The organism is Azospirillum sp. (assembly GCF_035628975.1).
In the GTDB taxonomy this organism is placed as follows: domain Bacteria; phylum Pseudomonadota; class Alphaproteobacteria; order Azospirillales; family Azospirillaceae; genus Azospirillum.
This window is the reverse complement of record NZ_DASPIS010000131.1, coordinates 1-22,466: the sequence shown is the minus strand read 5'-3', so window position 1 is coordinate 22,466 and position 22,466 is coordinate 1. Positions and strand designations below refer to the sequence as shown.

26 protein-coding genes and 1 tRNA gene are annotated in these 22,466 nt (G+C 69.4%); 13 read left to right on the top strand and 14 right to left on the bottom strand.

The annotated features are described in order from the left end of the window. The 3 genes from VD964_RS27445 to VD964_RS27435 all read left to right on the top strand — a co-directional run. The coding region (locus VD964_RS27445) for an adenosylhomocysteinase (protein WP_324871627.1) at positions 1 to 137 on the top strand (137 nt) is incomplete at its 5' end. A 118-nt stretch (positions 138 to 255) separates the two neighbouring features. Beyond that, the gene (locus tag VD964_RS27440) at positions 256 to 549 is read left to right on the top strand and encodes a type II toxin-antitoxin system CcdA family antitoxin (protein ID WP_324871625.1); all 294 of its coding nucleotides are present in this window, start codon (positions 256 to 258) and stop codon (positions 547 to 549) included. Further along, on the top strand, positions 549 to 863 hold the full coding sequence (locus VD964_RS27435; protein ID WP_324871624.1) for a CcdB family protein: 315 nt from the start codon (positions 549 to 551) through the stop codon (positions 861 to 863). Before VD964_RS27440 ends, VD964_RS27435 begins: the two co-directional genes overlap by 1 nt. 39 nt (positions 864 to 902) lie before the next feature. On the opposite strand, the gene VD964_RS27430 is transcribed toward VD964_RS27435, so the two are convergent. The 4 genes from VD964_RS27430 to VD964_RS27415 form a co-directional block, all read right to left on the bottom strand. Continuing rightward, on the bottom strand, positions 903 to 2,123 hold the full coding sequence (locus VD964_RS27430; protein WP_324871623.1) for a TIGR03862 family flavoprotein: 1,221 nt from the start codon (positions 2,121 to 2,123) through the stop codon (positions 903 to 905). Positions 2,124 to 2,250: 127 nt separating this feature from the next. After that, on the bottom strand, positions 2,251 to 2,517 hold the full coding sequence (locus VD964_RS27425) for a hypothetical protein (protein WP_324871622.1): 267 nt from the start codon (positions 2,515 to 2,517) through the stop codon (positions 2,251 to 2,253). Between the two features lie 254 nt (positions 2,518 to 2,771). Then, complete coding sequence (locus tag VD964_RS27420; RefSeq protein WP_324871621.1) at positions 2,772 to 3,752, bottom strand: SH3 domain-containing protein; 981 nt, start codon at positions 3,750 to 3,752, stop codon at positions 2,772 to 2,774. 13 nt (positions 3,753 to 3,765) lie between these two features. Then, on the bottom strand, positions 3,766 to 4,938 hold the full coding sequence (locus tag VD964_RS27415) for a hypothetical protein (RefSeq protein WP_324871620.1): 1,173 nt from the start codon (positions 4,936 to 4,938) through the stop codon (positions 3,766 to 3,768). 316 nt (positions 4,939 to 5,254) lie between these two features. On the opposite strand from VD964_RS27415, the gene VD964_RS27410 reads away from it, so the two are divergent. Beyond that, positions 5,255 to 5,572, top strand: coding sequence for a ribbon-helix-helix domain-containing protein (locus tag VD964_RS27410; protein ID WP_081505887.1), 318 nt, complete (start codon positions 5,255 to 5,257; stop codon positions 5,570 to 5,572). 67 nt (positions 5,573 to 5,639) lie between these two features. Here the strand turns inward: VD964_RS27410 and VD964_RS27405 are convergent, their stop codons facing one another. Beyond that, positions 5,640 to 6,518, bottom strand: coding sequence for a TIGR01459 family HAD-type hydrolase (locus tag VD964_RS27405; protein WP_324871619.1), 879 nt, complete (start codon positions 6,516 to 6,518; stop codon positions 5,640 to 5,642). A 55-nt stretch (positions 6,519 to 6,573) separates the two neighbouring features. Continuing rightward, entirely contained in the window at positions 6,574 to 7,836 is a 1,263-nt protein-coding gene (locus VD964_RS27400) for a glycosyltransferase family 4 protein (protein WP_324871618.1), read from the bottom strand. A gap of 113 nt (positions 7,837 to 7,949) precedes the next feature. On the opposite strand from VD964_RS27400, the gene VD964_RS27395 reads away from it, so the two are divergent. Further along, positions 7,950 to 8,756, top strand: a complete 807-nt coding sequence (locus tag VD964_RS27395) for an alpha/beta hydrolase (RefSeq protein WP_324871617.1) — start codon at positions 7,950 to 7,952, stop codon at positions 8,754 to 8,756. Between the two features lie 96 nt (positions 8,757 to 8,852). Beyond that, positions 8,853 to 8,943: transfer RNA gene (locus VD964_RS27390), tRNA-Ser, on the top strand. 186 nt (positions 8,944 to 9,129) lie between these two features. Here VD964_RS27390 and VD964_RS27385 read toward each other — a convergent pair. Continuing rightward, on the bottom strand, positions 9,130 to 9,528 hold the full coding sequence (locus VD964_RS27385; protein WP_310118925.1) for a MarR family transcriptional regulator: 399 nt from the start codon (positions 9,526 to 9,528) through the stop codon (positions 9,130 to 9,132). A 531-nt stretch (positions 9,529 to 10,059) separates the two neighbouring features. Between VD964_RS27385 and VD964_RS27380 the strand changes: the two genes are divergently transcribed. Then, positions 10,060 to 10,743, top strand: coding sequence for a fumarylacetoacetate hydrolase family protein (locus VD964_RS27380; RefSeq protein WP_324871616.1), 684 nt, complete (start codon positions 10,060 to 10,062; stop codon positions 10,741 to 10,743). Between the two features lie 10 nt (positions 10,744 to 10,753). Further along, a complete protein-coding gene (gene xth / locus VD964_RS27375; RefSeq protein WP_324871615.1) occupies positions 10,754 to 11,548 on the top strand; it encodes an exodeoxyribonuclease III in 795 nt (264 codons plus the stop codon). A gap of 63 nt (positions 11,549 to 11,611) precedes the next feature. On the opposite strand, the gene VD964_RS27370 is transcribed toward xth, so the two are convergent. The 3 genes from VD964_RS27370 to VD964_RS27360 all read right to left on the bottom strand — a co-directional run bounded on the left by VD964_RS27370 (position 11,612) and on the right by VD964_RS27360 (position 14,150). Next, on the bottom strand, positions 11,612 to 12,193 hold the full coding sequence (locus VD964_RS27370; protein WP_324871614.1) for a histidine phosphatase family protein: 582 nt from the start codon (positions 12,191 to 12,193) through the stop codon (positions 11,612 to 11,614). Between the two features lie 40 nt (positions 12,194 to 12,233). After that, complete coding sequence (locus VD964_RS27365) at positions 12,234 to 13,061, bottom strand: YcbK family protein (protein ID WP_324871613.1); 828 nt, start codon at positions 13,059 to 13,061, stop codon at positions 12,234 to 12,236. Between the two features lie 201 nt (positions 13,062 to 13,262). Beyond that, a complete protein-coding gene (locus tag VD964_RS27360; protein ID WP_324871626.1) occupies positions 13,263 to 14,150 on the bottom strand; it encodes an MBL fold metallo-hydrolase in 888 nt (295 codons plus the stop codon). Between the two features lie 261 nt (positions 14,151 to 14,411). On the opposite strand from VD964_RS27360, the gene VD964_RS27355 reads away from it, so the two are divergent. Continuing rightward, positions 14,412 to 15,218: a hypothetical protein gene (locus VD964_RS27355; protein WP_324871612.1), complete on the top strand. Its 807-nt coding sequence runs from the start codon at positions 14,412 to 14,414 to the stop codon at positions 15,216 to 15,218. Between the two features lie 30 nt (positions 15,219 to 15,248). Here the strand turns inward: VD964_RS27355 and VD964_RS27350 are convergent, their stop codons facing one another. After that, positions 15,249 to 15,962 carry a response regulator transcription factor gene (locus VD964_RS27350; RefSeq protein ID WP_324871611.1) on the bottom strand — a complete coding sequence of 238 codons (714 nt, stop codon included), beginning with the start codon at positions 15,960 to 15,962 and terminating at the stop codon, positions 15,249 to 15,251. Between the two features lie 129 nt (positions 15,963 to 16,091). Next, the gene (locus tag VD964_RS27345) at positions 16,092 to 16,622 is read right to left on the bottom strand and encodes a glycosyl transferase (protein ID WP_324871610.1); all 531 of its coding nucleotides are present in this window, start codon (positions 16,620 to 16,622) and stop codon (positions 16,092 to 16,094) included. A gap of 188 nt (positions 16,623 to 16,810) precedes the next feature. Here VD964_RS27345 and ribA point away from each other — a divergent pair, with 188 nt between their 5' ends. From ribA to VD964_RS27330, 3 genes are all read left to right on the top strand, one after another. Continuing rightward, entirely contained in the window at positions 16,811 to 18,067 is a 1,257-nt protein-coding gene (gene ribA, locus VD964_RS27340) for a GTP cyclohydrolase II (RefSeq protein WP_324871609.1), read from the top strand. A gap of 217 nt (positions 18,068 to 18,284) precedes the next feature. After that, positions 18,285 to 19,280: a hypothetical protein gene (locus tag VD964_RS27335; protein ID WP_324871608.1), complete on the top strand. Its 996-nt coding sequence runs from the start codon at positions 18,285 to 18,287 to the stop codon at positions 19,278 to 19,280. Then, positions 19,277 to 19,810: a L,D-transpeptidase family protein gene (locus VD964_RS27330; protein WP_324871607.1), complete on the top strand. Its 534-nt coding sequence runs from the start codon at positions 19,277 to 19,279 to the stop codon at positions 19,808 to 19,810. Before VD964_RS27335 ends, VD964_RS27330 begins: the two co-directional genes overlap by 4 nt. A gap of 26 nt (positions 19,811 to 19,836) precedes the next feature. On the opposite strand, the gene VD964_RS27325 is transcribed toward VD964_RS27330, so the two are convergent. Then, positions 19,837 to 20,580 (bottom strand): YggS family pyridoxal phosphate-dependent enzyme, encoded by a 744-nt coding sequence (locus tag VD964_RS27325; RefSeq protein WP_324871606.1) that lies wholly within the window; start codon positions 20,578 to 20,580, stop codon positions 19,837 to 19,839. Between the two features lie 169 nt (positions 20,581 to 20,749). On the opposite strand from VD964_RS27325, the gene VD964_RS27320 reads away from it, so the two are divergent. Further along, positions 20,750 to 21,337, top strand: coding sequence for a hypothetical protein (locus tag VD964_RS27320; protein WP_324871605.1), 588 nt, complete (start codon positions 20,750 to 20,752; stop codon positions 21,335 to 21,337). Positions 21,338 to 21,407: 70 nt separating this feature from the next. On the opposite strand, the gene VD964_RS27315 is transcribed toward VD964_RS27320, so the two are convergent. Next, on the bottom strand, positions 21,408 to 22,466 hold a 1,059-nt coding region (locus tag VD964_RS27315; RefSeq protein ID WP_324871604.1), incomplete at its 5' end, for a porin.

Here is a 22,466-nt window from a genome sequence, read left to right as displayed (position 1 = left end):
AGCACCTGGACGAGAAGGTCGCCCGCCTGCATCTGGAGAAGATCGGCGCCAAGCTGACCACCCTGACCGACAAGCAGGCCGCCTACATCAGCGTGCCGACCGCCGGCCCGTACAAGCCGGACCACTACCGCTACTAAGCGGTCGCGGGGTTGAATGAAGAGGGGCCGTCCCGTTGGGGCGGCCCTTTTTCTTTGCGGCGCTTGTCACCGGGCGAAAGCCGCATCACCATACGGAGGAAGAGCAGCGGAGGATGGCATGAGCCATATCGGCAAGAGGGATGCGGGCTATGATGCGCAAGCATCCAAGCGGCGCATCGACATCACGCTGAACGAGGATCTGCTGCGCGCCGCCCAGAGCTACACCGACAACCTGTCGGGTACCATCGAGTCTCTGCTGGCGGCCTGGATGCAGGACGAGAGTCGGAAACGCGACGACGATCTTGAACACCGGCGCAAGGTCGTTGCGGCATGGAATGCGTTTGACGAGAAGCATGGGCGCTTCGCGGATGAATGGAACCGGGATTTCGTGCCGGAAGACCAGGACCGCTGATGGCGCAGTTCGACGTTCATCGCAATCCAGGGCGAAGCAGAACGGTTATTCCCTATCTTCTCGTCGTACAGAGTGACCGTTGGGAGGACCGCTCCGATCGGGTGGTGGTCCCATTGGTCTTGGCCAGCGAGATTTCCTACCATGACCGGACGCTCAACCCGGCATTCATGGTCGAAGACATCAAAGTGCTGATGAACCCGCTGCAAATGGTGACGGTTCCCGCCAGGGTGCTCGGACCATCGGTCACCAGCCTCGATGCCGAGCACCTTCGCGTCATAGCGGCACTTGACGCGCTGGTCGCTCAAGGCCGGTAGATGGATGCTGGAGGCCTGCAGTTCGCAGGACCGTATGCGTCACCGCCGCCCCAGCCACTCCACCATGCCCTTGCCGGCCGCCGCGCCCATGGCGAAGCAGCCCTGCAGCAGATAGCCGCCGGTCGGCGCCTCCCAGTCCAGCATCTCGCCGGCCAGGAACAGGCCCGGACGGCGGGTCAGCATCAGCCGCTCGTCCAACTCCGACAGGCGGACGCCGCCCGCCGAAGAAATGGCGCGCTCGATGGGGCGGATGCCGGTCAGCACCACCGACAGACCCTTGATCTGGCGGGCCAGCGCCACCGGGTCGGTCAGGTCGGCGGCGGGGGCGAACTCGCGCAGCAGGGCGGCGCGCGGGCCGGTCAGCGACAGCGACTTCTTCAGGAAGGTGGACAGCGATTCCGCACCGCGGCGGCGCAGGCGCTTGACCAGTTCGGCCTCCGCCATGTCAGGCAACAGGTCCAGCGTCAGGGTCGCCCAGCCCTCGGCGGCGATGGCGTCGCGGAACGGCGCGCTCAGCGCATAGACGGCGCCGCCCTCGATCCCGGTCTCGGTGATGACGAACTCGCCCTTCAACCGGCGACCGGCAGCGGACAGGCCGACACTCTTCACCGGCTGGCCGGCGAAGCGGTCGCGCAGGTGATCGGACCAGGGCACCTCGAAGCCCATGTTGGAGGGGACCAGCGGCGCCACCTCCACCCCCAACCCCTCCAGCAGCGGGACCCAGCCGCCGTCCGAGCCTGTGCGCGGCCAGCTCGCCCCGCCCAGCGCCAGCAGGGCGGCGCGCGGGGCGACGGTGACGATCTCCTCGCCATGCCGGAAGGGCGCATGGAAGGTCAGGGCGCCGGCCTCATTCCAGCCGGTCCAGCGATGACGGCTGTGCAGGGTGACGCCAAGCCCGTCCAGCCGCCGCAGCCAGGCGCGGACCAGGGTGGAGGCCTTCATCTGCACCGGGAAGACGCGGCCGCTGCTGCCGACGAAGGTCTCGATGCCCAGCCCGGCCGCCCAGCCGCGCAGGTCGTCGGGCGAGAAGCCGGCCAGCAGCCGGCGGAACAGCGGCTCGGCCGCGCCATAACGGGGCAGGAAGCGGTCGAGCGGTTCCGAATGGGTCAGGTTCAGCCCGCCGCGTCCGGCCAGCAGCAGCTTGCGCGCCGGGGTGGGCGTGTGGTCGAACACGGCGACCCGCAGCCCGGCGCCGGCAGCAATCTCCGCCGCCATCAGCCCGGCGGGGCCGGCGCCGACGATCGCCACATCAGGGACCATGGCCGGGGCCGCGTCAGGGGTGGGATGGGGCACTTGGCAGGGCTTTCACAAAAGGAAGTGACCCCGCCCTTCCCATGCTGCGCGGGGAAGGGCGGGGCATTCGGGTCTCGAATTCACTCTCCCGAGTTCAGTCGTCGTAATCCTGGTCCTGTGCCACTTCCTCGGCCAGATCGGCGGCGAGGTCGGCGAAATAGCCGGCATCGACTTCCAGGCCGTTCTCCTCGCAGATGCGCATGAAGATGCGGTAGGCGTGCAGGATGGCGACGTCGAGAACGACGAGGTCCCCTTCCTCGCTGTGGCGGTCGGTGATGTCCCGCTCCTGCAGGGTGGCGACGATGTCGTGCGCAGCGGCCTGCAGGACCGCGTCCATGGCTTGTTTGTGTTGGGTCGACATCGTGTGAATCCTTGTCCCGGTCGTGCTTCGCGCCCCCGCTTGGCCTGACCGGCGCCGCATGGCCGGCGGGGGTGGTCGAACCGTCGGAGAAAACGGGCACGCCCCGGCTCAGTTTCGATGGGGCTCCGTTCGTCCGCGATAGTTCGGCCTCCCCCTTGTTGTAGAATCCTTTTTCACGGGCGAACAAGCCCCTTCACGGAGGGCCGCGGCGTGACCTTCCGGGTAGCTCCATACCGCTTTCCAGCGCAGCCCCTTCAGCGTTTGGCGGGGGCGAGCAGCGCCGCGCCGACATAGCCCAGCGCCTTGCCCTTCTGCCCGACCTTGTACCAGCCGTCGACGGCCTCCATCACCGTCACGCGCTCGCCCGCATCCAGCACGTCCAGCACCTTGGCATCGCAAACCGGGGCAACGCGCAAATTGCCGGCGGCGCGCAGCCGGGCGACGGTGCCCCGGGGCAGGCGGGCGGTCTGCGCCCGCTCCGATTGGACCCGGGGCAGGTCGCCGGGCAGGGCGCAGCCGCGGTCCTCCCGATCGGCTTTGGCATAGCGGCCGGGTTTGGTCGGGGAGGCTGGATCGCCACGGTCGCCTGCGGCCTCCGTCAGGTAGGCGCTGGTGACGTAGCCCTGCGGCTTGCCGGCCCGCCCCACCCGCTGCCAGCCGTTCACCGGCGCGCCGAAGGCCTCCACCCGGTCGCCTTTCTCCACGGTGTCGAGGACCCGGCCCTTGGCGTCCGGCGTGGCGCGCAGGTAGATGCCGGCGGTGGCGATCATCGTCCGCCGGGCGGCAGCGGTCTTCTCCTGCTCATTCGGCGCCGGCCGGGCGGCAGGTTCGGGCTGCGGCTTCACCGGCGGCAGGGGAGGAACGGCGGCCGGAGCCTGGCCCGTTTCGGCAGTCCTTTGGTCGGTGTTGTGGAGATCGGCAGGCTTCGGCTCCGGTGTCCTCGCCACGGGGGTGGGCGTCCGGATCGGGGCGGGGGCCGGGCCGGCCTGCGGGCCGACCGGCGACAGCGGGGCGGGCACCTCCGGCGGATGTTCCCAGACCACGGCAGGATTCGGCAAAGGCGAGACGGGCCGAGCCGGAGTCAGGCGTGGCAGGGCGACGATCGGGGCGGCGGGCGGAGTGAAACGTTCGGCCGGCGTCTCTGCCGGCATCTGGGCCAGCACACCGGAGGGGGCGGCCAGCAGCAGGACCAGCGCCGCGGCCCGCCGGAACCCTTTCGGAAGCGCGTTGCCCATCGGCCCTCACCCCTCAATCAAGCGTGATGCGGGCGATCAGCGTCGGCAGGGTCTGGCAGCGCAGAAGCCCGTCCAGCGTCCGGTGTTCGGTCAGCCGCAGGGTCAGGGCGCAGCCGAAGGAGTTCACCGCCAGCTCGGTCTGCGCCAGGGTGCCGACGATGCTGGACGGCCGTGCGATGCTGTAACCGGGGGCGCCCAGCTTGCCGGCCAGCGCCCCGTTGATCGGGCTGAAGCCGTCGATCTCCAGGGTCATCGGTCCCAGATTCTGGACCACCACCTCGGAACTCGGATCCTCCTTGGTGGCGTAGAGCTGGACCGGCACGGCGCGGCGTCGTGCGATCCAGTCCTTCAGCGCCAGATTGGCCACCACCGGATCGCGGCTTTGCAGCGCCGCCTCCATCGCCGTCTGGCGCAGTGCCGGGTCGTTGCCGCCCAGCGCCGCTTCGAAGGCGGCCAGCCGCATCGCGCGGTCGTTGCCGGCCAGCTTGCCGCGCAGGTCCGCCAACTGGGCGATGCGCGCCTCGACCGCCCGGCGTTCCGTCTCGGCACGGGCCGCCTCGGCCTTTGCTGCGGCGGTTTGCTGGGCCAGCCGTTCCTCTTCCTGCCGGCGGCGTTCGGTGTCGTCGGCCAGCCGTTGGGCGGCGTCGCGGTCCAGCTGTTCGCGCAGGCCCCTTGCTTCGGCCGTGCCCAGCACCACGGTGCGGCCGGGCAACTCCGCGGCGGGGTTGCCGATGCCCTCGAGCAAGCCGGGGGTCTGCGGCGTCAGCGTGACCGTCCAGCCATTGGCGCCGCGGGTGCCGAGCGCGGTCGCAACCCAGCTCTTGACGAGGCCGGCATCGGCCGCCGGGCGCAGGAAGGTCACCGGACCTTCGCGGCTGTCGACCAGATAGGTCGGAGCGCCCAGCACCAGCTTTGCGGTCACCCGCGCCGCCGCTTGCGGTTCCGGCGATTGGGCGGCCGCGTTGGACAGCGGCTCCACCATCAGCGCTTCGATGCGCCAGGGCGCCGGCAGCATCGCCTCGAGGCGCGCACGGATTGCGGCTTCCGGAATCTGTTCAGCGGGGGCGGATTCCGCGGCCCGGGCATATCCGGAGGGCAGGGCAGGCACGACTCCGCCGGCCAACAGGGCAGCGATGGCGCAGGCCGCGACGCAGCCCGCGAATCGTCCGTTTACCGGTCGTTTCATCGCCGATCCTTCCTCTTCCACCGCCCGGTCCGTCCGTCAGGCCGTTCCGCCCCATCGGTGTCCGCCCGATTCCCGCAGGAATGATTCGGCACTGGTATAGCGAAGGTGTGAGCCAAGGGAAGCGGCTTTTCCCGGCAACCTGCCGATCTGCAGTTGGAAGCGATACCCGCCTGCGCCCGATTGTCGCGTCGAACCGCAGCCGTGGGTCGAAATTGACTTGGACGGCACACGCCGCTTGCAATATCGTCACACAAATGGATGTATTGGACCGAACCACGCGGGCGGAACGCGCAACGGATGAGGAACAGGAATTCCCATGGCGGGCACGGGCGGAGGTAAGGAAGGGCCGGGACTGCTCTGCCGCAACGTGAAGGTGAGCGGGCGTCGAACGAGCCTCAGGATGGAGCCGTACATCTGGGACTCGCTGAAGGAAATCTGCGAGCGTGAACGGCTGAGCTTGAACGAGATTTGCAGCCGGATCGACGAACGGCGGGGGGAGGCGAACCTGACCGCCTCCATCCGCGTGTTCATCGTCAGCTATTTCCGCACCGCCATCGGCAACCGCGGCTTCTCGGAAGACGGTCCGTCGCCCCTCCTGCGCAAGGCGCTGGACGACGCGGTTCCGATGGACTGACGGGGCATCGGGCTTGCGCTTGGGCTCGGGTCGGGCGGCGGGCGCCCCGCCCGATCACAACGAACGCTCACCAGCGCAGGCTGGGCATCGCATAGGTCGGCATGTGGCCGGTGGCATCGGCCAGTGCCCGCAGGCTGACCGGGTCGACCGCCTCGCCCCAGGCCGCCCCGCCCAATTCCTCCTGGTGGATGCCGGCGGTGACCAGCGCCACGTCGATCCCGGCGGCGTTGGCGCCGGCGACGTCGGTGCGCAGGCTGTCGCCCACGGCCAGGATGCGGCTCTTGTCCGCGATGCCCAGCAGCTTGAAGCAGCGCTGGTAAACCGGGGCATAGGGCTTGCCGTGTTGGCGCACATCGCCGCCCATCTCCTCGTAACGGGCAGCCAGCGTGCCGGCGCAGATCACCAGCATCGGCCCGACCATCACCACCAGATCCGGGTTGGCGCAGATCATCGGCAGGCCGGCGGCAAGGCAGGCGTCCAGTTGCGGCTGATAGTCCGCCACCGTCTCGCCGAAGGTCACGATGCCCGTGTTGACGACGAAATCTGCCTCGGCCGGGGTTGCCGCAATCTGATAGCCGAGCCCGTCATAGACATCGGTGTCGCGGTCCGGCCCGATATGATAGAGCCGCCGGCCGAGTGCCGCGTGCCAGGGATCGTCGCGGTCGCGCAGGGCTTCATAGGTCGCCTCGCCCGACGTCATGACATGGTGGTAGCGCTCGCGCCCCAACCCCATGCCGTCGAGCTTCTCGATCACGCCGGGGGTACGGCGCGGAGCGTTTGACAGAAGGCACAGGGTCTTGCCGGCGGCGCGCATGCGGTCCAGGCAGTCGGGCACGCCGGGATAGGGCTGTTCGCCGTCATGCAGAACGCCCCACAGGTCCAGGATGAACCCGTCATAGCGGTCGATGACCTCGGCGATGCCGGAAATCTGTCGGATGTCGGCCATGGTGTCCGGTCGGTTGATGGTGGGTTGAAGGTCGGATTGCGTCAACAAGCCGGTCTCAGCGTGGTTGCAGCAACTCCGCATAGACCGCCAGCGTATCGGCACACATGCGATCCTTGGTGTAGCGGTCGGCCACGAAGGCCATGGCGCGGGCGCCGATGGCGTCGCGCTGCTCCGGTGTCAGCGACAGCGCCTCGCCCAGCGCCCGGGCCAGCGCGTCGGGATCGTCCGGCGGCACCACCCAGGCGGTCTCGCCGGGGACGACGGTCTCCTGATAGGCGCCGATGGCCGAGACGATCACCGGCTTGCCCATCGCCTGCGCCTCCACGATCACCCGCCCGAAGGCCTCCGGCTCGCGCGAGGCGGAGACGACCACCGTCGACAACAGGTAGGCCGCGGCCATGTCGCTGCAATGGTCGGTCATCCGCACCACGCCGCGCAGGCCGTTGGTGGCGATGCGGTTCTCCAACTCCTCCCGGTAGCCGGTGCGGCCCTGGTCGGACCCGACCAGCAGGGCCAGCACGTCCTTGCGTCCCAGCTTGGCCAGCGCGTCGATCAGCACGATCTGTCCCTTCCAGCGGGTCAGCCGGCCGGGCAGCAGGATCACCGGCCGGTCGTCCGGCAGGTTCCATTGCTTGGCAAGCGTGACCAGCCGCGTCGGGCTGACCCGGTCGGGGGCGAAGACGCTGCGGTCGATGCCGCGATGGATGACTCGCACCCGCGCCGGATCGACCGGGTAGTTGCCCAGAACATGGTCGCGGATGAAGCCGGAGATGGCGATCACCCGCTCGCCCCGCGCCATCACCGAGTTGTACCAGCGCTTCAGCCGGCCGCCGATCGGCCCGCTGCCGAAATTATAGGGGGCATGGAAGGTGGTCATGTAGCGCGCGCCGGTCTCGCGGCAGGCCAGCCACGCGCTCCAGGCCGGCGCGCGGGAGCGGGCATGGACGATGTCCACCTTGTGCTCGCGGATGATGGCGGCCAGCCGGCGGGCGTTGCGGCGGATGGTCAGCGGGTTCTTGGAGGCCAGCGGCAGCGTCAGGTGGGTGATGCGGGCGCGGTCCAGTTCGCGCACCATCGGCCCGCCTTCCGACGCCACCAGCGGGGTGCCGCCCGCCGCCTGCAGGGCAAGGGCCATGTCGATGCAGCCGCGCTCCGCGCCGCCGGTGACCAGCGTCGGCACCACCTGCAGCACCGTCGGCGCCCGGCCGCCCGGCCACTCTCCCGGCAAATGGCCCGGCCAGTGCGAAGGCGGAGTATCCTGACGGGCGTCCGCGTTGCGCGGGGATTGGTCGGTGGTAAGGTGGGGGTCGAAATCCATGATGCCGGCTGCTCGCAAGGGGCGGCCCGGGACCGGCCGCGGGCCCCGGCATGCCGGCGTCCGTCGAACCGGTGTCCGGCCGCGGGCCGGCATCCGTTGTCGAAGGTGACCGTATGACCGAAACCGCAGCCCAACCGGGCGGCGCGCACCATAGCCTAACGCGCGGTGCGGCGACCATAGCCTATCACCACACCCCTGCCGGTCCATCGGGGCAGGGCAAGCCCGGCGTCATGCCAGGGGTGATGTTCCTGGGCGGCTTCATGTCCGACATGACCGGCGGCAAGGCGACCGCGCTGGAGGCGTGGGCGGTGGAGCGCGGCCTGTCCTTCACCCGCTTCGACTATCAGGGCCACGGCGCCTCCAGCGGCCGGTTCGCCGACGGCACCATCGGCCTGTGGGCCGACGACGCGCTGGCGGTGCTGGACCAGGTGACGACGGGGCCGCAGATCCTGGTCGGCTCCTCCATGGGCGGCTGGATGATGCTGCTGACTGCGCTCCGCCGTCCGGAGCGGGTGGCCGGGCTGGTCGGCATCGCGCCGGCCCCCGACTTCACCGAAGACCTGATGTGGGACATCTTCGATGCCGACGTCCGCCGGGAGATCATGGAGCAGGGCGTCTGGAACCGCCCGTCGGATTACGGTCCAGAGCCCCAGCCGATCACCCGCGCCCTGATCGAGGACGGCCGCAACCACCTGCTGCTGCGCGGTCCCATCGGTTTCGACGGTCCCGTCCGCCTGTTGCACGGCCAGCGCGACCCCGATGTCCCCTGGCAGCTCAGCCTGCGAATCGCCGAGGCGCTGACGGGCGACGATGTCCGCGTCACTCTGGTAAAGGACGGCGACCACCGCCTGTCCCGTCCCCAGGATCTGGACCTGCTGTGCCGCACCGTCGGCGCCCTGGTGGACGAGGTATGTGGATGAAATCCGGACGGTTTGATGCGCCGCCAAAAAAACGTCGTTCGCGTGAAACGGAGGCTTGCATCGCCGCGAACCTCTGGCTATAACGCGGGCCTCTACGGAGGGGTGGCCGAGCGGTTGAAGGCGCACGCCTGGAAAGTGTGTATACGTCAAAAGCGTATCGAGGGTTCGAATCCCTCTCCCTCCGCCACTAAGTTTCCGGGATTGACCCGTTAAAAAGGCTCAGCTGAAAAGCTGGGCCTTTTTTATTTCCGTCCGACAGCCTTCGTTCTTGCGAAAACTCCAAATAGAAAAGCCCGCCCCGCATCCGGCAATTGCCGGTGCGGAGCGGGCTGTCAGTCTTTTCCGGTGCCTGGAACGGAAGGGACGGTGCCCCTTACTTCGCCCGCGACACGCGGCGCAGGAAGTCGATGAACTGCGCCTGCTCTTCCGGGGACAGATCCTTGACCATGCTCTGGTCGTGGGCCTGGACGCGCGGAGTCAGGTCGTCCATCAGCGTCTGGCCTTCCGGCGACAGACGCAGTGCGTAGGAGCGGCGGTCGTTGGGCGAGGGCGCGCGGACGACGAGGCCGCGCGACTCGAGACGGTCGATCACCGCGACCATGGTCGACCGGTCGATGCCGACCGCCGTGCCCAGGTCGGACTGCGACAGCCCCTCGTTCTCCCGAATCATGATCAGCACGCCGAACTGGCCGGGCGTGATGTCGTGCGGAGCGACCGCGTTCTGAAAGCTCTGGAACACCGCGACCTGAGCCTTGCGCAGGTTATAACCCACGAGCTCGGGAAGGGGGCCAAGGGCGAGCTTGCCGTTTTTCCCGGGGCGCAGACGCGACCGCCGGTCGGCTGGGGTGGAACGCTCGTTGTCAGTCACCGTGGATGCCATGTTTTGGATGAATTATCGGATGAACGGATAAAATGCGGGCAAGGCTTTCGTTTGTCAGCAAGAACCGCACGGGGGATATGATATGCATACCAGATATGCGTGAAACGTATTGGTTGGCGCCCATACAAATTCCATCTTGAAGAGTCAAGAAGTGGTCGACGCCGATTTGACGCCGATCGCCCGCCCTGCGGTTTCCCCTGCCGCGCGCGGGTTCCCGAATCGGAGCTTCCGACGCCCGGTCCCCCCCAGACCGGGCGTCTTCGTTTCCGGGTCTCGGTCTGCTCCGAGTCGCCCTGCCAGCCGCTTTGTCACGATAGGGAAATCGGCTTCGCATTGCAGGGCAGGGCGGATGGTTGGACGCTTGGTCCGTCGGCGGCTTTCGGGTTAGCTGTTCGGGAGCGTCCCAACCTGAGAGCCGATGCCATGGCCTTCGCCATTCCCCTGTGGTCCCAGCCGGCCGTCCCCGTCGTGGGCGGCGATCCGTTTCCGGTGCGCCGCATCTACTGCGTCGGCCGCAACTATGCCGCCCATGCGCGCGAGATGGGCGCCGATCCCGACCGCGAGCCGCCCTTCTTCTTCATGAAGCCGGCCGACGCCATCGTCGCCGACGGCGCCGCCATTCCCTATCCGCCCCGCACCGCCAACCTGCACCACGAGATCGAGCTGGTTGTGGCGATCAAGACCGGCGGCCGCGACATCCCGGTCGACCAAGCGCTGGATCATGTGTTCGGCTATGCCGTCGGGCTCGACATGACCCGGCGCGACCTGCAGAACGCCGCCAAGAAGGAAGGCAAGCCCTGGGACATGGGCAAGGGCTTCGACCGGTCGGCGCCGTGTTCCGCCATCCGCACTGTCGCCGACATCGGACACCCGGACAAGGGCGCGGTCACCCTGCAGGTGAACGGCGAGCCGCGGCAGAAGGGTGACCTGTCCGACCTGATCTGGTCGGTGGCGGAGACGATCTCCTACCTGTCCGGACTGGTCGACCTGCAGCCGGGCGACCTGATCTACACCGGCACGCCGGAGGGCGTCGGCCCGGTGGTGGCCGGCGACGTGCTGACCGGCGAGGTCGAAGGCGTCGGCACCCTGACCCTGACCATCGCCTGAGCCGCCGGACATGCGCATCGCGACCTGGAACATCAATTCGGTCCGCATGCGTCTGGACCTCCTCCTCCGCCTGATGGAGGAGGAGCGGCCGGACGTGATCTGCCTGCAGGAAACCAAGGTGGTGGACGCCGACTTCCCGCTCGGCCCCCTGGCGGAGCGCGGCTATGTCCACGCCCACATCCACGGGATGAAGGGCTACAACGGCGTCGCCATCCTGTCGCGCCTGCCCTTCTCTTCGCACGACGTGCAGCACTGGTGCGGCAAGCAGGATTGCCGCCACGCGCTCGCCCATCTGCCGGGCGGGATCGAACTGCACTGCGTCTATATCCCCGCGGGCGGCGACATTCCCGACCCGGCGGTGAACGACAAGTTCGCCCACAAGCTCCAGTTCCTGGACGAGATGACCCACTGGCTGGGCACGGAACGGACGCCCGACCGTCCCATGGTGCTGGTCGGCGACCTGAACATCGCGCCGCTGGAACAGGATGTCTGGAGCCATCGGGAATTGCTGTCGGTGGTCTCCCACACGCCGATCGAGGTGGAAAAGCTGGCGGCGATGCAGTCCTCGGCCAACTGGGTCGACGCCATGCGCCGCTTCGTGCCGCCGGAGGAGAAGCTCTACACCTGGTGGAGCTATCGGGCGAAGGACTGGGCCGCCTCCAACCGCGGCCGGCGCCTGGACCACATCTGGGTGACCCCGCCGCTGGAAGGCGCACTGCAGGGCATCAAGGTGCTGCGCGACGCCCGCGGCTGGGAGCCGAAGCCGTCGGACCATGTGCCGGTGATCGTCGATCTGAACGTCTGATGCCCAAGGTTTGATGCATGGGGGAAGGGGTGTCCGCAGCCGCGGCCCCCCTTCTGCCCCCCTCTACTCCAACATTCCGATATTCATCCGCACCACCGTCGGCGTGCCGTCCTCCTCCAGCCGGAACAGGTGGGCGCAGCCGTTGCGCAACTCCTCCGCCGGGTCATCGCGCATGTCCCAGCCGGTGGCGAGCGAATAGAGCGCGCGCAGGATGCCGTTGTGGGCGACGGCGCCGGTGGGGCGGCCGTCCGTCGCGAGGTCGGCGAGCCAGCTGCGAAGGCGGGCCTGCACTTCGCGCGGGCTCTCGCCGCCGGGGGCCTTGTAATCCAGGCCCAGCCGGTCGTGGCGGGCGGGCATGCGGCCGTCGGCGCGCAGATCCTCGGTGCGCATGCCCTCCCACTCGCCCCAATCCATTTCGACGATCCGCGGTTCCGGCGTGGGGTCGAGGCCGAGCAGCAGCGCGGTTTCCCAAGCGCGGCGCTTCGGGCTGGCGACCCAGCGCAAACCGGCCGACTCGGGCGGCAGTCGATAGCGGGCAACCCGCGCGCGGCCGGCGTCGGACAGCGGCTCGTCGATGCTGCCCTGGATGCGCCCTTCGGCGTTCCAGGCGGTCGGGCCGTGGCGGAGAATCAGCAGGGTGGTCATAGGGATACCGGGACGCGGGTGAGGGGAATGCGCCCCCAGCTTAGCGTTTTGCCGGCTTCTGCACCGGCATTTCCTTTATCTGGGCCAGGGCCACGCGGACGCGCGCCAGATCGGGCGGCGGCGCCTTGGCTCCGGGAGCCGCCGGGGCCTTCGCAGGAGCCTTGATCGGCTTCGATCCCGCATCGGCCACCTGCACGCGCGCCTTCGCGTTGCCGGCCTTCTGGGCGAGCGCCAGCGCCTGGGCTTGGGCCTTGGCGCGGGCACGGGCCTGCGCCTCCAGGATCTGCGGTGCGCGCGGCTCGCCGGTCTTCGGCGTCCAGGTGCGGAAGGGGCCGGTGTCGACATGGACATGGCCGGTGTGGGCGTACATCGCATAGCCGCCGCGCTGCATCGCCGCCGCCTCCTCCGCCAGCCGGGCCGGAGGCACGCCGGCGATGGAGAAGTCCGCCGCCTGTCCGCGCAGATGGTAGGAGTTCTCGGCGACGTTCGGGTTGCTGCGGGCGAGGCTGGCGTTGGTGGCGCCCGACCGGTAGCCCGAGGTGATGCGGATCGGCGACTCGGGCGCTGCGCCGACGCGCTGGCGAAGCTCCACCAGCATGTCGACCAGGGCCGGGTCGATCGGGATCTCCTCGTCGCTGCGGCGGTCGCGGAACAGGACGGAGATCTCGCGCATCGCCGCCGGGTCATAGCCGTCGCCGGGACGCCAGTAGGTGACGGAAACCGATTCGCCGCTGGCCGGGTGGTGCAGGACCACGCTGCGCGGGGAGCCGTCAAGCTTCGCGCTTTCCAGCGGCGGCGCCGTGGCGCAGCCGCCAAGCTGCGTCGCGACGGTCAGGACGGCAAGCACACCAAAGGCACGACCGGTCATGCGCATCGCTTTTCCCCCCAAGCTTTGCACGCCCCAACGATCCCCGCCCGCCCCAATCGTGGCGGGGTTGCAGGTCCGATCTAATACCAAGAATGTCACACGAGACCAGTGTGACAAAGCAACCTGTGGCGCATTCAACACGCACAAGAGCTTTTCGCGGGGAGAAAGAACTTCCGAAGTTCAACCCGGATGGAGGGGGGCCTACAGCGACAGCTCCATCCCCTCGCGGGCCACCAGCGATCCGGGTCGCATCGCTTCCGCCTCTGCCGCGATGGCGTCCAGTTCGTCGTCGGTGCGGGCCGGGTCGTGGTGGAAGATCACCGCGCGGCCGACGCCGGCGGCCTCGGCCAGCCGCAGACACTCCTGCCATGTCGAATGGCCCCAGCCGACGCGTGCCGAGTATTCGGCATCGGTGTAGGTGCTGTCATACACCATCAGGTCGGCACCACGCAGCAGGTCGAGGATCACCGGGTCGCGTCCCTCGGACGGATGTTCGGTGTCGGTCAGGACGCACAGGCTGCGGCCGCCATGCTCCACCCGATAGCCGGTGGCGCCGTCGGGATGGTTCAGCGCGCAGGTTCGCACCACCACGCCCGGCGCCGGCTCCAGCGTCTGGCCGCCCTGGAAGTCTCGGAACTGGCAATCGGCGCGGAAAACGTCCACCGGCACCGGGAACAGCGGCGCCGTCATCATGTCCGACAGTACGGTGCGGAAGGGACGCTCCGGCGGCAGATGCCCGGCCCACAGCCGCAACCGGCTGTCCGGATCGAAGGCGGGGGCGAAAAAGGGCAGGCCGCAGATGTGGTCGAGATGACTGTGGGTCAGCAGCAGGTCGATATCCACCGGCCCGCCGCTCCGCGCCAGCGACTCGCCGAGGGGGCGGATGCCGGTGCCGCAGTCGAAGACGATGTGGGCGCCGCCGCAGCGGACCTCGATGCAGGCGGTGTTGCCGCCATAGCGGATGGTTGTCGGCCCGGGCGACGCGATGCTGCCGCGCACGCCCCAGAAGCGGACGGTGAAGGGGGACGTGCCGCCAGCCTCTTCCCGGGCGGGCGGGGGAACGGAATTGATCGTATTGCGGACGGTCATGACGGCGCCATGGTGGCGATCCCGCTTGTCCAAGTCTAGCAAATCTCTTACCCCCGTCTCTCTTCCGGGGGGTCCCCTTACGGACGGGGCGTTGGATGGTGGCGCGCCTTTCGAACGAGCGGGCCGCGAGTCGCCGACCCACGAAGGGCACCTGTCCAAACCCATAAGATGTGGTAGGTTGGGGCTCGTCGCGCATTGCGCGGCATGACTTACCAGGGTCCCCGCGCGGGTGGGGACCGGCTCCGGCGGAACCCGACGCGGATGGATCCTGACAAGCTCGCCAAAGTCCTCGCCATGGCCGAGTCGGAGCATCAGGGCGAGGCGCTGTCCGCACTGCGCGCCGCCCGGATCATGCTGTCGCGCGCCGGCCTGTCCTTCCGCGACCTTGCGGAGCGCGCACGCACGCCGGTGCCTCCATCCCCCGAACCGCCTCCTGCCGCCGAGCCGGCCGGTGCGCCGGCCCCGCCGCCGCCGCCGGACGAGCTTGTCCGGGGCCTGCGCCGGCAGGTGAAGGATCTGGAACTGGAACTCGCCACCCTGCGGCGCCAGCTCGACAAGGCGTCCGGCGATGCCGACCGCCAGCGCGAGGAGGCCGACCGTTGGCGCACCCTGGCGCGCGAGACGGCGGAAAAGCTGTGGGACATGGGCAAGGCGCTGGAGCGCAAGCATTCCCGCCACGCCGATACCGACAAGCGCCGCGCCGTGCTGGACCTGCTGCAGGACCCCGGCAGCGCGCTGCTGTCGGACCGCGAGATCGCACGCCGCGTCGGCGTATCGCCGCATGACGTCAGCCACTGGCGCCGCAGAATGGCGATCGTCGGGCGCAAGCTGCGTCTGCTGCCCGTGGTGCCGCGTGGCCGCGGCCTGTGGGGCGGGCCGTCCGCCATCGGCCTGGGCGCGGCGAGGCTGGGCCGGCATCCGTCGGGGGAGCGCGAACGCCAGCGCTGGCTGGGCTTCGCCGGCGAAGTCACCATCGCCGAACGGGGAAGCCGCCGGGAACTGGCCCCTTGCGGGTGGCCTAATCGCGGGCGACCCACTCACGGCCGGCCCACTCACGGCCGGCGTTGAACCCCGACACGCCGATTGCGCTGCCGGGCGTTAAGGGACCAGCCGGTAGCCGCCGGACTCCGTCACCAGGATGCGGGCGTTGGACGGATCGGCTTCGATCTTCTGGCGCAGGCGGTAGACGTGGGTTTCCAACGTGTGGGTGGTGACCGCGGCGTTGTAGCCCCAGACCTCTCCCAGCAGGGTCTCGCGCCCCACCACCAGATCGCCGGCCCGGTACAGGTATTTCAGGATCGCCGTTTCCTTTTCGGTCAGGCGGATCTTCCTGTTGGCGGCCTCGTCCAGCAGCAGCTTCGCGCCGGGCCGGAAGCTGTAGGGGCCGATGGCGAAGACGGCGTCCTCCGTCTGCTCGAACTGGCGCAGCTGGGCGCGCAGCCGGGCGATCAGCACCCCCAGGCGGAAGGGCTTGGTCACATAGTCGTTGGCGCCGGATTCCAGCCCCAGGATGGTGTCGGCATCGCTGGCCGATGCGGTCAGCATGATGATGGGGCAGCGCACGCCCTCGCGCCGCAGAAGCTTGCAGACGTCGCGCCCGTCCATGTCCGGCAACCCGACGTCGAGCAGGATGGCGGAAAAGCCGGCTCCCGCGGCTCCTGCCGCGGCCCCTGCCCGGACCGCGTTCAACGCCCCGGCGCCGTCGCCGGCCTCCTCGGTCTCGAATTCCTCCAGCAACCGCAGCTGCTCCGCCAGCGACTGGCGCAGGGCGGTGTCGTCATCGACCAGGAGGATGCGCTTTGCAGGGATCATGGGGCGTGCGGCACGAAAGCGGGAAGCGGACCGCCCCGGACGGCAAGGCCGGGGCCGCGCCTTAGTAGCATGGCGGCGGTGGATTGTCGTGGTGGCTTGTGGGCGGGGTAGAACGCCGCCGGACGCTCGCTACAGCATGGCAATAGCCGCCATCAGCGCCGCGGCACCGCCGCCATCCGCAGCGGCACGGATCACACGGTCGGGTTGGACCCCCAGCGCCCGCACCGCGGCGGCCGTCTCGTCGTCCGGCACCACGACCCGGCGCATCAGCGACAGCGCGCCCTGTTCCAGGTTGCGGCGCACCGCGGCCTCGTCGGCGGTCAGGTCCGGATCGGCCCAGTGCAGCCGGTCGACCAGCGCGACGAAGCGCAGGCGGCGGTCGTCGGCCGGCAGGCTGGCGGCCAGATTGAACAGGGCGTTGCCGTCCAGCAGGACCGGCGCGCGGTCGGGCAGCCGGGCCAGGGCGATGTCGGCCGCCAGGATCGCCGACGGGTCGACCTGCGGGTACGGGCCGGGCAGGGCGTGAACCGTCGTGCCGGCCCCGGCGGCGCGCAACGCCTCGACCATGCGGCGGCCATAGGCGTCGGCTGGCAGCTCGGCCGGCATCACCGCATGGAGGGAAGCGCGCGTCTCTTGGGGCGGCAGGGTCTCGATCGTCACGGCGCATGGGCTCCAGATGAGGGTATGATCGGGGCAGGCTAGCGGGATCGTTGCGCCTTCGGCAACGGTGTGGCGCGCGGGAATCGCTGGACAGGGGCGCGCCACCTGCGCTTTGCTTCGGCCGCCGAACGCACCATGTCCCGTTCTTGCGCCGAAGCCGGCGCTCCCGCTACGCAAAGCCGCTGACGATGCAAGCCGAACACCCGACCGACACCACCACGACGGCCACCCTGCCCGCACCCGCGGCCTCCCCGGCGCCCATCGACGAGGCTGCCGTGCGCGCCGTCGACCGGGCGCTGGCTGCGCTGCGCCGTGGAGAGGTCGTGGCGATCGAGACCGCGGACGGCACCGTCGGCGCGGCGGTGTCGGTGGAGTCGGTGGCGCTCGATGCGGTGGAACGGCTGAAGGCGCTGACCGGCGGCACGCCGCGGCTGGTGGTCACCCGCCGCCGCGCCGTGGTGCTGGGGCTTGCCTCCGCCGACGCGGCGCAGCCGGTGAGCGACATCGCCGGCGATCAGGCACCGGGCTCCTCCACCGATGGCTTCGGCGCCATGGCGCTCGACCGGCCCGGCGGGCTGACCGCCGACCAGGCGCATGCGCTGGCCGATCCAGAACAGCATCCGCAGGCGCAGGGCGCGCTGCCGGCCGGTTTGACCGTCGCTGACGCCCGTCCCGGCAGCCGCGAGGCCGCCGCCGTCGACCTCGCCCGTCTGGCCCGCCTGCTTCCCGCCGCCATCACCGCCGACCTGCCGTCCTCCGGCCCTGCGGCAGGTGTCAGCGCAGCGGACTGGGCGGCGGAGCACGACCTGCTGCTGGTGAGGGCGTCGGACGTTGCCGATTACCGCGTCCATGTGGTGCGCACCCTGCGCCGCGTCGCGGACGCGCGGGTGCCGCTGGTGGGATCGGAGAACACGCGCATCTACGCCTTCCGCCCGGCCGATGGCGGGCCGGAGCATCTGGCGATCGTCATCGGCGATCCCGATCCGGACCAGCCCGTGCTGGCCCGCCTGCATTCCGAATGCTTCACCGGCGACCTGCTGGGCTCCCTGCGCTGCGACTGCGGCGACCAGCTGCGCGGCGCCATCGCCGAGATCGCCCGGCAGGGCAGCGGCGTGCTTCTGTATCTGGCGCAGGAGGGGCGCGGCATCGGGCTGGTCAACAAGCTGCGCGCCTACCGGATCCAGGACCGCGGTTTCGACACCGTGGACGCCAACGAGATCCTCGGTTTCGAAGCGGACGAACGGGTCTATCTGCCGGCGGCGGAGATGCTGCGCCAGCTGGGCTTTTCCGCCGTGCGGCTGATGACCAACAATCCGGAGAAGCTGCGCCAACTCGCCCGCTGCGGCATCGCGGTGGTGGAGCGGGTGGCCCATATCTTCCCCGCCAACGGCCACAACGAGGGTTACCTGCGCACCAAGGCGGAACGCAGCGGCCACATGTTCTGAGGCGGATGTCCCGCACCGGAATGGCGGGGCACGAGTCGCTCCGCCGACCCGGCAGTTCTTGCCGCCGTTCGCCATCGCCCCCGCTACTGGGAATCGGATTCCGGGTGCGGACCGCCCCGAACCTCGCGAATCGCGGGATTCCGCACCTGGTGGGACGGATCGGCTTGGCACGAGGATTGCTTTACCCTGTCGTGACCACCGAGCCGGGAGACCGCCCATGGCCATCGACGCCACCACAATCGACAGCAGCGCCGTCCATCGTCCGGCGCCGCGCGAAAAGGCGTCGCCGGTCATCGACGGCGGCCACAATGGCGGGTCGGTCGAAATCCAGGGCGACATGTCCTTCTGGGATTTCCTGGACATCATCAACCCGCTGCAGCACATCCCGATCGTCAGCACCGTCTATCGCGAGATCACCGGCGACACCATCCAGCCGTCCATGCGGGTCATGGGCGACATCCTGTATGGCGGCGTCATCGGCGGCATGGCGTCCATCGCCAACGCGGTGATCGAACAGTCGACGGGCAAGGATGTCGGGGACACGGTCATGGCCTCGCTCGGCTTTGGGGGCGGCGACCATCCCGCCACCCCCACGGCCGTCGCGGACGCCTCGGGGGGGCCGGTCAAATCCGGCTCCCCCGCGGATCCGTCCCGCAAGGAGCTGCCCAAGGACGCGGAGGGAGCACCGCCCGCGGGCGGTCTCGCCGCGGCACTGGCAGCGGCCGGCCCGGCCGCTCCATCGGCCACTTCCGTTGCGAACTCCCCCATGGCGACCGGTCAGCCGGTCAAGCTCTCAGTTCCCGGAACCGCTTCTGCGTCCGCTCCTGCGGCCGAGACGTCGCCGGCCCTGGTGGCGCAGTTGGCGGGCGGCGGTGCGGTGCCGCACCCCAGCAAGATGCCGGCGCGCGACACCCCGCTCGCCAGTTCCGCCCTGGCCAAGCACAGCGTGCCCCGCAACGCCGCGCCGCTCCCCGGATCGGTCATGGCCGCCGCGCGCGCGCCCGGTGCCGCTCCCGCCAACGGCAACCAGGCTGCGCCCGTCCAGCCCGCCAATGCACAGCCGGCCGGCGCCGCGCCGGGCGATGCGGCCGCCGGGCCGGCGCCGGCTCCGCCGGACATGCTGTCGGAAACGATGATGCGCAATCTGGCGAAGTACGAGCAGTCGCGCAAAGCGGCCCAGGGCGCCACCAGCACCATGCGGGTATCGGGATGAGCATCGAGATCATCGTGACAACGGACGGCAGTCCGGAGGCGACCACCGGCCGCTTGCGCTGGCCCGGCGGCGATGTCGCTTGCGTGCTCGGCCGCGGCGGCGTGCGCACCGACAAGCGGGAGGGCGACGGCGCCACCCCCGTCGGCCGCTTTCCGCTGCGCCGCGTCCTGTGGCGCGCTGACAGGCTGCCGCCGCCGGAAACCGGCCTGCCGCTCGGCGCCATCGCCGAGGACGACGGCTGGTGCGACGCTCCGGAGGATCCGGCCTACAACCGTCCGGTCACGCGCCCCTATCCCGCCAGCCACGAGGCTATGTGGCGGGACGACCATGTCTACGACATCGTGGTGGTGATGGGGCACAACGACGACCCGGTCGTGCCGGGACTGGGCAGTGCCGTGTTCCTGCACCTGATCCGTCCCGACCAGGCGCCGACCGCCGGCTGCGTCGCGCTGGCGCCCGACGACATGCTGCGCCTGCTGAAGGACTGCGGCCCGGACAGCGCGCTGAGCGTCGCCTCACCGGCGGGATGATGCGCCGGCCGGAGGAGTGCGGGCCGTTATTCCGCGGGGTAGGGGCGCGCGCCGAAGATCGCCGTGCCGACCCGCACATGGGTGGCGCCGAACCGTACCGCAGTCTCGTAATCGCCGCTCATCCCCATGCTGATCTCGGCCAGTCCCAGCCGGCGCGCCATCTCCGCCAGCAAGGCGAAATGCATCGCCGGCTCCTCGTCCACCGGCGGGATGCACATCAGTCCGGTGACGGGCAGCCCCAGTCGGTCGCGGCAGTCGGCCAGGAAGGCTTCGACCTCGGCCGGGGCGATGCCGGCCTTCTGCGGCTCCTCGCCGGTGTTGACCTCGATGAGGCAGCGCGGGCGGCGGCCGGTCTTTGCCATCTCGTCCGCCAGAGCTTCCGCCAGCTTGGGGCGGTCCAGGGTCTGGATCACGTCGAACAGGGCGACGGCGTCCTTAACCTTGTTGGTCTGCAGCGGTCCGATCAGGTGCAGTTCCAGGTCGGGAAAGCGCTCCTTCAGCGCCGGGAACTTGGCCTTGGCCTCCTGCACGCGGTTCTCGCCGAACACGCGCTGGCCGGCCGACAGGGCTTCCTCCACCGCCTCGGCGGGGTGGGTCTTCGACACCGCGACCAGCGTCACCGCTCCCTCGCCGCGACCGCAGGAGGCCGCGGTTTCCGCGATGGCGCGGCGCACCGAGTCGAGCCGCGCCGTCACGCCGTCCGCAACCGCGGAACCGCCTGTTTCGCCGCCGGTTTGCGTATCTTTGCCAGTGCCCTGCGTCGTCGTCATGGCCGCCCCCAATCCGGTCGCTGTGGGTGTACAGCGCTTCCGCGGCGTGTTAGCGGACGGTCCGCGGAAACGCAAGCGCCCCAACGCGCCCAACCCAATGCACTTGGACGGGGGCGCCTGGATGGGGGCACCGGCATCATCATCGTCTGCACATCGAGGAGACCTCCGCATGCGGAGTCCGTTTCGTTCCCTGCTCTCCGCCAGCCTGCTTGCCGCCGCGGCCGCCCTGCCGGCAGCGCTGACCGCCGGCCTGATTGCCGCCACCCCCGTCCGCGCCGAAGAGCACGCGAAACCCGCGCCGAAGGCTGCGGCACCGGCGAAGCCCGCCGACAAACAGGGAAAGGCCAAGGTCATGGCGGGGTCGCCGATGACCAAGGTCCGCTTCAGCGAGCCCGCTTATCCGCTGACCGATGACGGCACCTACCGCAGCTATATGGACAAGCTCCTGGACGAATACGGCCGCCGTTGCGTGCGCCAGGAGCAGTTCGGCTGGGAGGTTGCGAAGGACGACCAGGAGCGGCTCGACTTCATCTTCCAGGGCACCATGGCCAACTATGGCCGCATCGGCTACCTGCTGGGCGAAATCCATCCCAAGTCGGTGACCGATTCCGAGACCATCGCCTTCCTCGCCGACCGCGAGAAGTCGCGCTATCTGCTGGTCTGGACGCCGCTGGAGTCGTCGGTGCTGTTCATGATGTGCGAGACCGCGGATAAGAACGCCAAATCGGAACCGCCCAAATCGGCTCCGAAGAAGTGAGCGGCCTGAAAAACGAAAAGGCGGCGGATCACTCCGCCGCCTTTTCCGTTTCCGGTCCGGAACCCGCCGCTTAGAAAGCGAAGCGGGTATCCCACAGGATGATGTTGGCGTCGTTGCTAACGCCGCCGACCTTGTTGTCGAGATAGCTGTATTCCAGGCCCGTGGTCAGGCCGGGAGCGACGGTGTAGGTCACGCCGGCCTGCCAGACATGGGCGCGGGAATTCAGGCCGGAGAAGTTGCTGTCGATGCCCTGGGCGTCGGTGTAGTTGGCGGCCAGGATGACCGGACCCATGGTGTAGTTGACGCCGACGATCCAGACCTGCTGGTCGTCCACGCCGCGGGTGCCGGTGGCATAGCCGCTGTCGCCGCTGAAGGCATAGCTGCCGCCGACCTTGAACCCGGCGTAGGACACATTGGCGCCGACATGGACCGACGACAGGTCCTCAAGCCCGCTGGCCGCCTTGGCGAACTGGTAGGCGGCGCTCGCCTCCACGCCGAAGCCGCTGAACTCGCCCTTGTAGGTGGCCTGGATTTCGGCCATGTCGCGGTAGGCGGTGCTGTTCTTGACGCGGTTCACGTCGGTGTTGCTGCTGCCGTAGGTCGGCGTATAGGCGGCACCGACCTGGAAGCCGGAGAAGCTCGGCGACAGGTAGATGATCTTGGAACTGGCGTCGCCCGACTCCAGCGTGCGCAGGCTGCCCAGCACATAGGGGGCGCCGTTGGCATTGACGTAATAGTTCAGGTACTGGGCGTCCGGCGACCCTTCGATGCCTTCGACGTTCGGGCCGATGATGCCGTATTCGTCCGACAGACCGTTGATCACGCCGGCCTGGATCGTGCCGAAGCTGCCGTTCACGAAGATGAACGCGCGGTCGCTGTCGGTGCTGCGGTTGTTGGCGGTGCCGCCGGCGGCACGCAGGCGCAGGCGGGCGCCGTATTCCAGGCCGTTGTCGGACTTGGCCGTCGGCGTGATGGTCAGGCGGAAGCGGTTGGCGAACTCGGTCTGGCGCAGGCCGGTGTCGATGTCCTGGTCGACGTAGGCGCCCTGGAAGTAGGCGTCGCCACCCAGCATGATGTCGAACTTCGACTGGGCCGAGGCGGTGCCGCAGCCGGCGGCGAGGGCAACAGC

What these genes read in the sequence shown, in the direction of transcription:
- VD964_RS27410 (WP_081505887.1), top strand. Translation starts at nt 5,255, where the DNA reads ATGGCGGGCACGGGCGGAGGTAAGGAAGGGCCGGGACTGCTCTGCCGC.
- VD964_RS27430 (WP_324871623.1), bottom strand. Translation starts at nt 2,123, where the DNA reads ATGGTCCCTGATGTGGCGATCGTCGGCGCCGGCCCCGCCGGGCTGATG.
- VD964_RS27395 (WP_324871617.1), top strand. Translation starts at nt 7,950, where the DNA reads ATGACCGAAACCGCAGCCCAACCGGGCGGCGCGCACCATAGCCTAACG.
- VD964_RS27425 (WP_324871622.1), bottom strand. Translation starts at nt 2,517, where the DNA reads ATGTCGACCCAACACAAACAAGCCATGGACGCGGTCCTGCAGGCCGCT.
- VD964_RS27400 (WP_324871618.1), bottom strand. Translation starts at nt 7,836, where the DNA reads ATGGATTTCGACCCCCACCTTACCACCGACCAATCCCCGCGCAACGCG.
- VD964_RS27350 (WP_324871611.1), bottom strand. Translation starts at nt 15,962, where the DNA reads ATGATCCCTGCAAAGCGCATCCTCCTGGTCGATGACGACACCGCCCTG.
- VD964_RS27440 (WP_324871625.1), top strand. Translation starts at nt 256, where the DNA reads ATGAGCCATATCGGCAAGAGGGATGCGGGCTATGATGCGCAAGCATCC.
- VD964_RS27420 (WP_324871621.1), bottom strand. Translation starts at nt 3,752, where the DNA reads ATGGGCAACGCGCTTCCGAAAGGGTTCCGGCGGGCCGCGGCGCTGGTC.
- VD964_RS27415 (WP_324871620.1), bottom strand. Translation starts at nt 4,938, where the DNA reads ATGAAACGACCGGTAAACGGACGATTCGCGGGCTGCGTCGCGGCCTGC.
- VD964_RS27330 (WP_324871607.1), top strand. Translation starts at nt 19,277, where the DNA reads ATGAGCATCGAGATCATCGTGACAACGGACGGCAGTCCGGAGGCGACC.
- VD964_RS27380 (WP_324871616.1), top strand. Translation starts at nt 10,060, where the DNA reads ATGGCCTTCGCCATTCCCCTGTGGTCCCAGCCGGCCGTCCCCGTCGTG.
- VD964_RS27335 (WP_324871608.1), top strand. Translation starts at nt 18,285, where the DNA reads ATGGCCATCGACGCCACCACAATCGACAGCAGCGCCGTCCATCGTCCG.
- VD964_RS27365 (WP_324871613.1), bottom strand. Translation starts at nt 13,061, where the DNA reads ATGACCGGTCGTGCCTTTGGTGTGCTTGCCGTCCTGACCGTCGCGACG.
- VD964_RS27405 (WP_324871619.1), bottom strand. Translation starts at nt 6,518, where the DNA reads ATGGCCGACATCCGACAGATTTCCGGCATCGCCGAGGTCATCGACCGC.
- VD964_RS27360 (WP_324871626.1), bottom strand. Translation starts at nt 14,150, where the DNA reads ATGACCGTCCGCAATACGATCAATTCCGTTCCCCCGCCCGCCCGGGAA.
- VD964_RS27325 (WP_324871606.1), bottom strand. Translation starts at nt 20,580, where the DNA reads ATGACGACGACGCAGGGCACTGGCAAAGATACGCAAACCGGCGGCGAA.
- VD964_RS27320 (WP_324871605.1), top strand. Translation starts at nt 20,750, where the DNA reads ATGCGGAGTCCGTTTCGTTCCCTGCTCTCCGCCAGCCTGCTTGCCGCC.
- VD964_RS27370 (WP_324871614.1), bottom strand. Translation starts at nt 12,193, where the DNA reads ATGACCACCCTGCTGATTCTCCGCCACGGCCCGACCGCCTGGAACGCC.
- xth (WP_324871615.1), top strand. Translation starts at nt 10,754, where the DNA reads ATGCGCATCGCGACCTGGAACATCAATTCGGTCCGCATGCGTCTGGAC.
- ribA (WP_324871609.1), top strand. Translation starts at nt 16,811, where the DNA reads ATGCAAGCCGAACACCCGACCGACACCACCACGACGGCCACCCTGCCC.
- VD964_RS27435 (WP_324871624.1), top strand. Translation starts at nt 549, where the DNA reads ATGGCGCAGTTCGACGTTCATCGCAATCCAGGGCGAAGCAGAACGGTT.
- VD964_RS27355 (WP_324871612.1), top strand. Translation starts at nt 14,412, where the DNA reads ATGGATCCTGACAAGCTCGCCAAAGTCCTCGCCATGGCCGAGTCGGAG.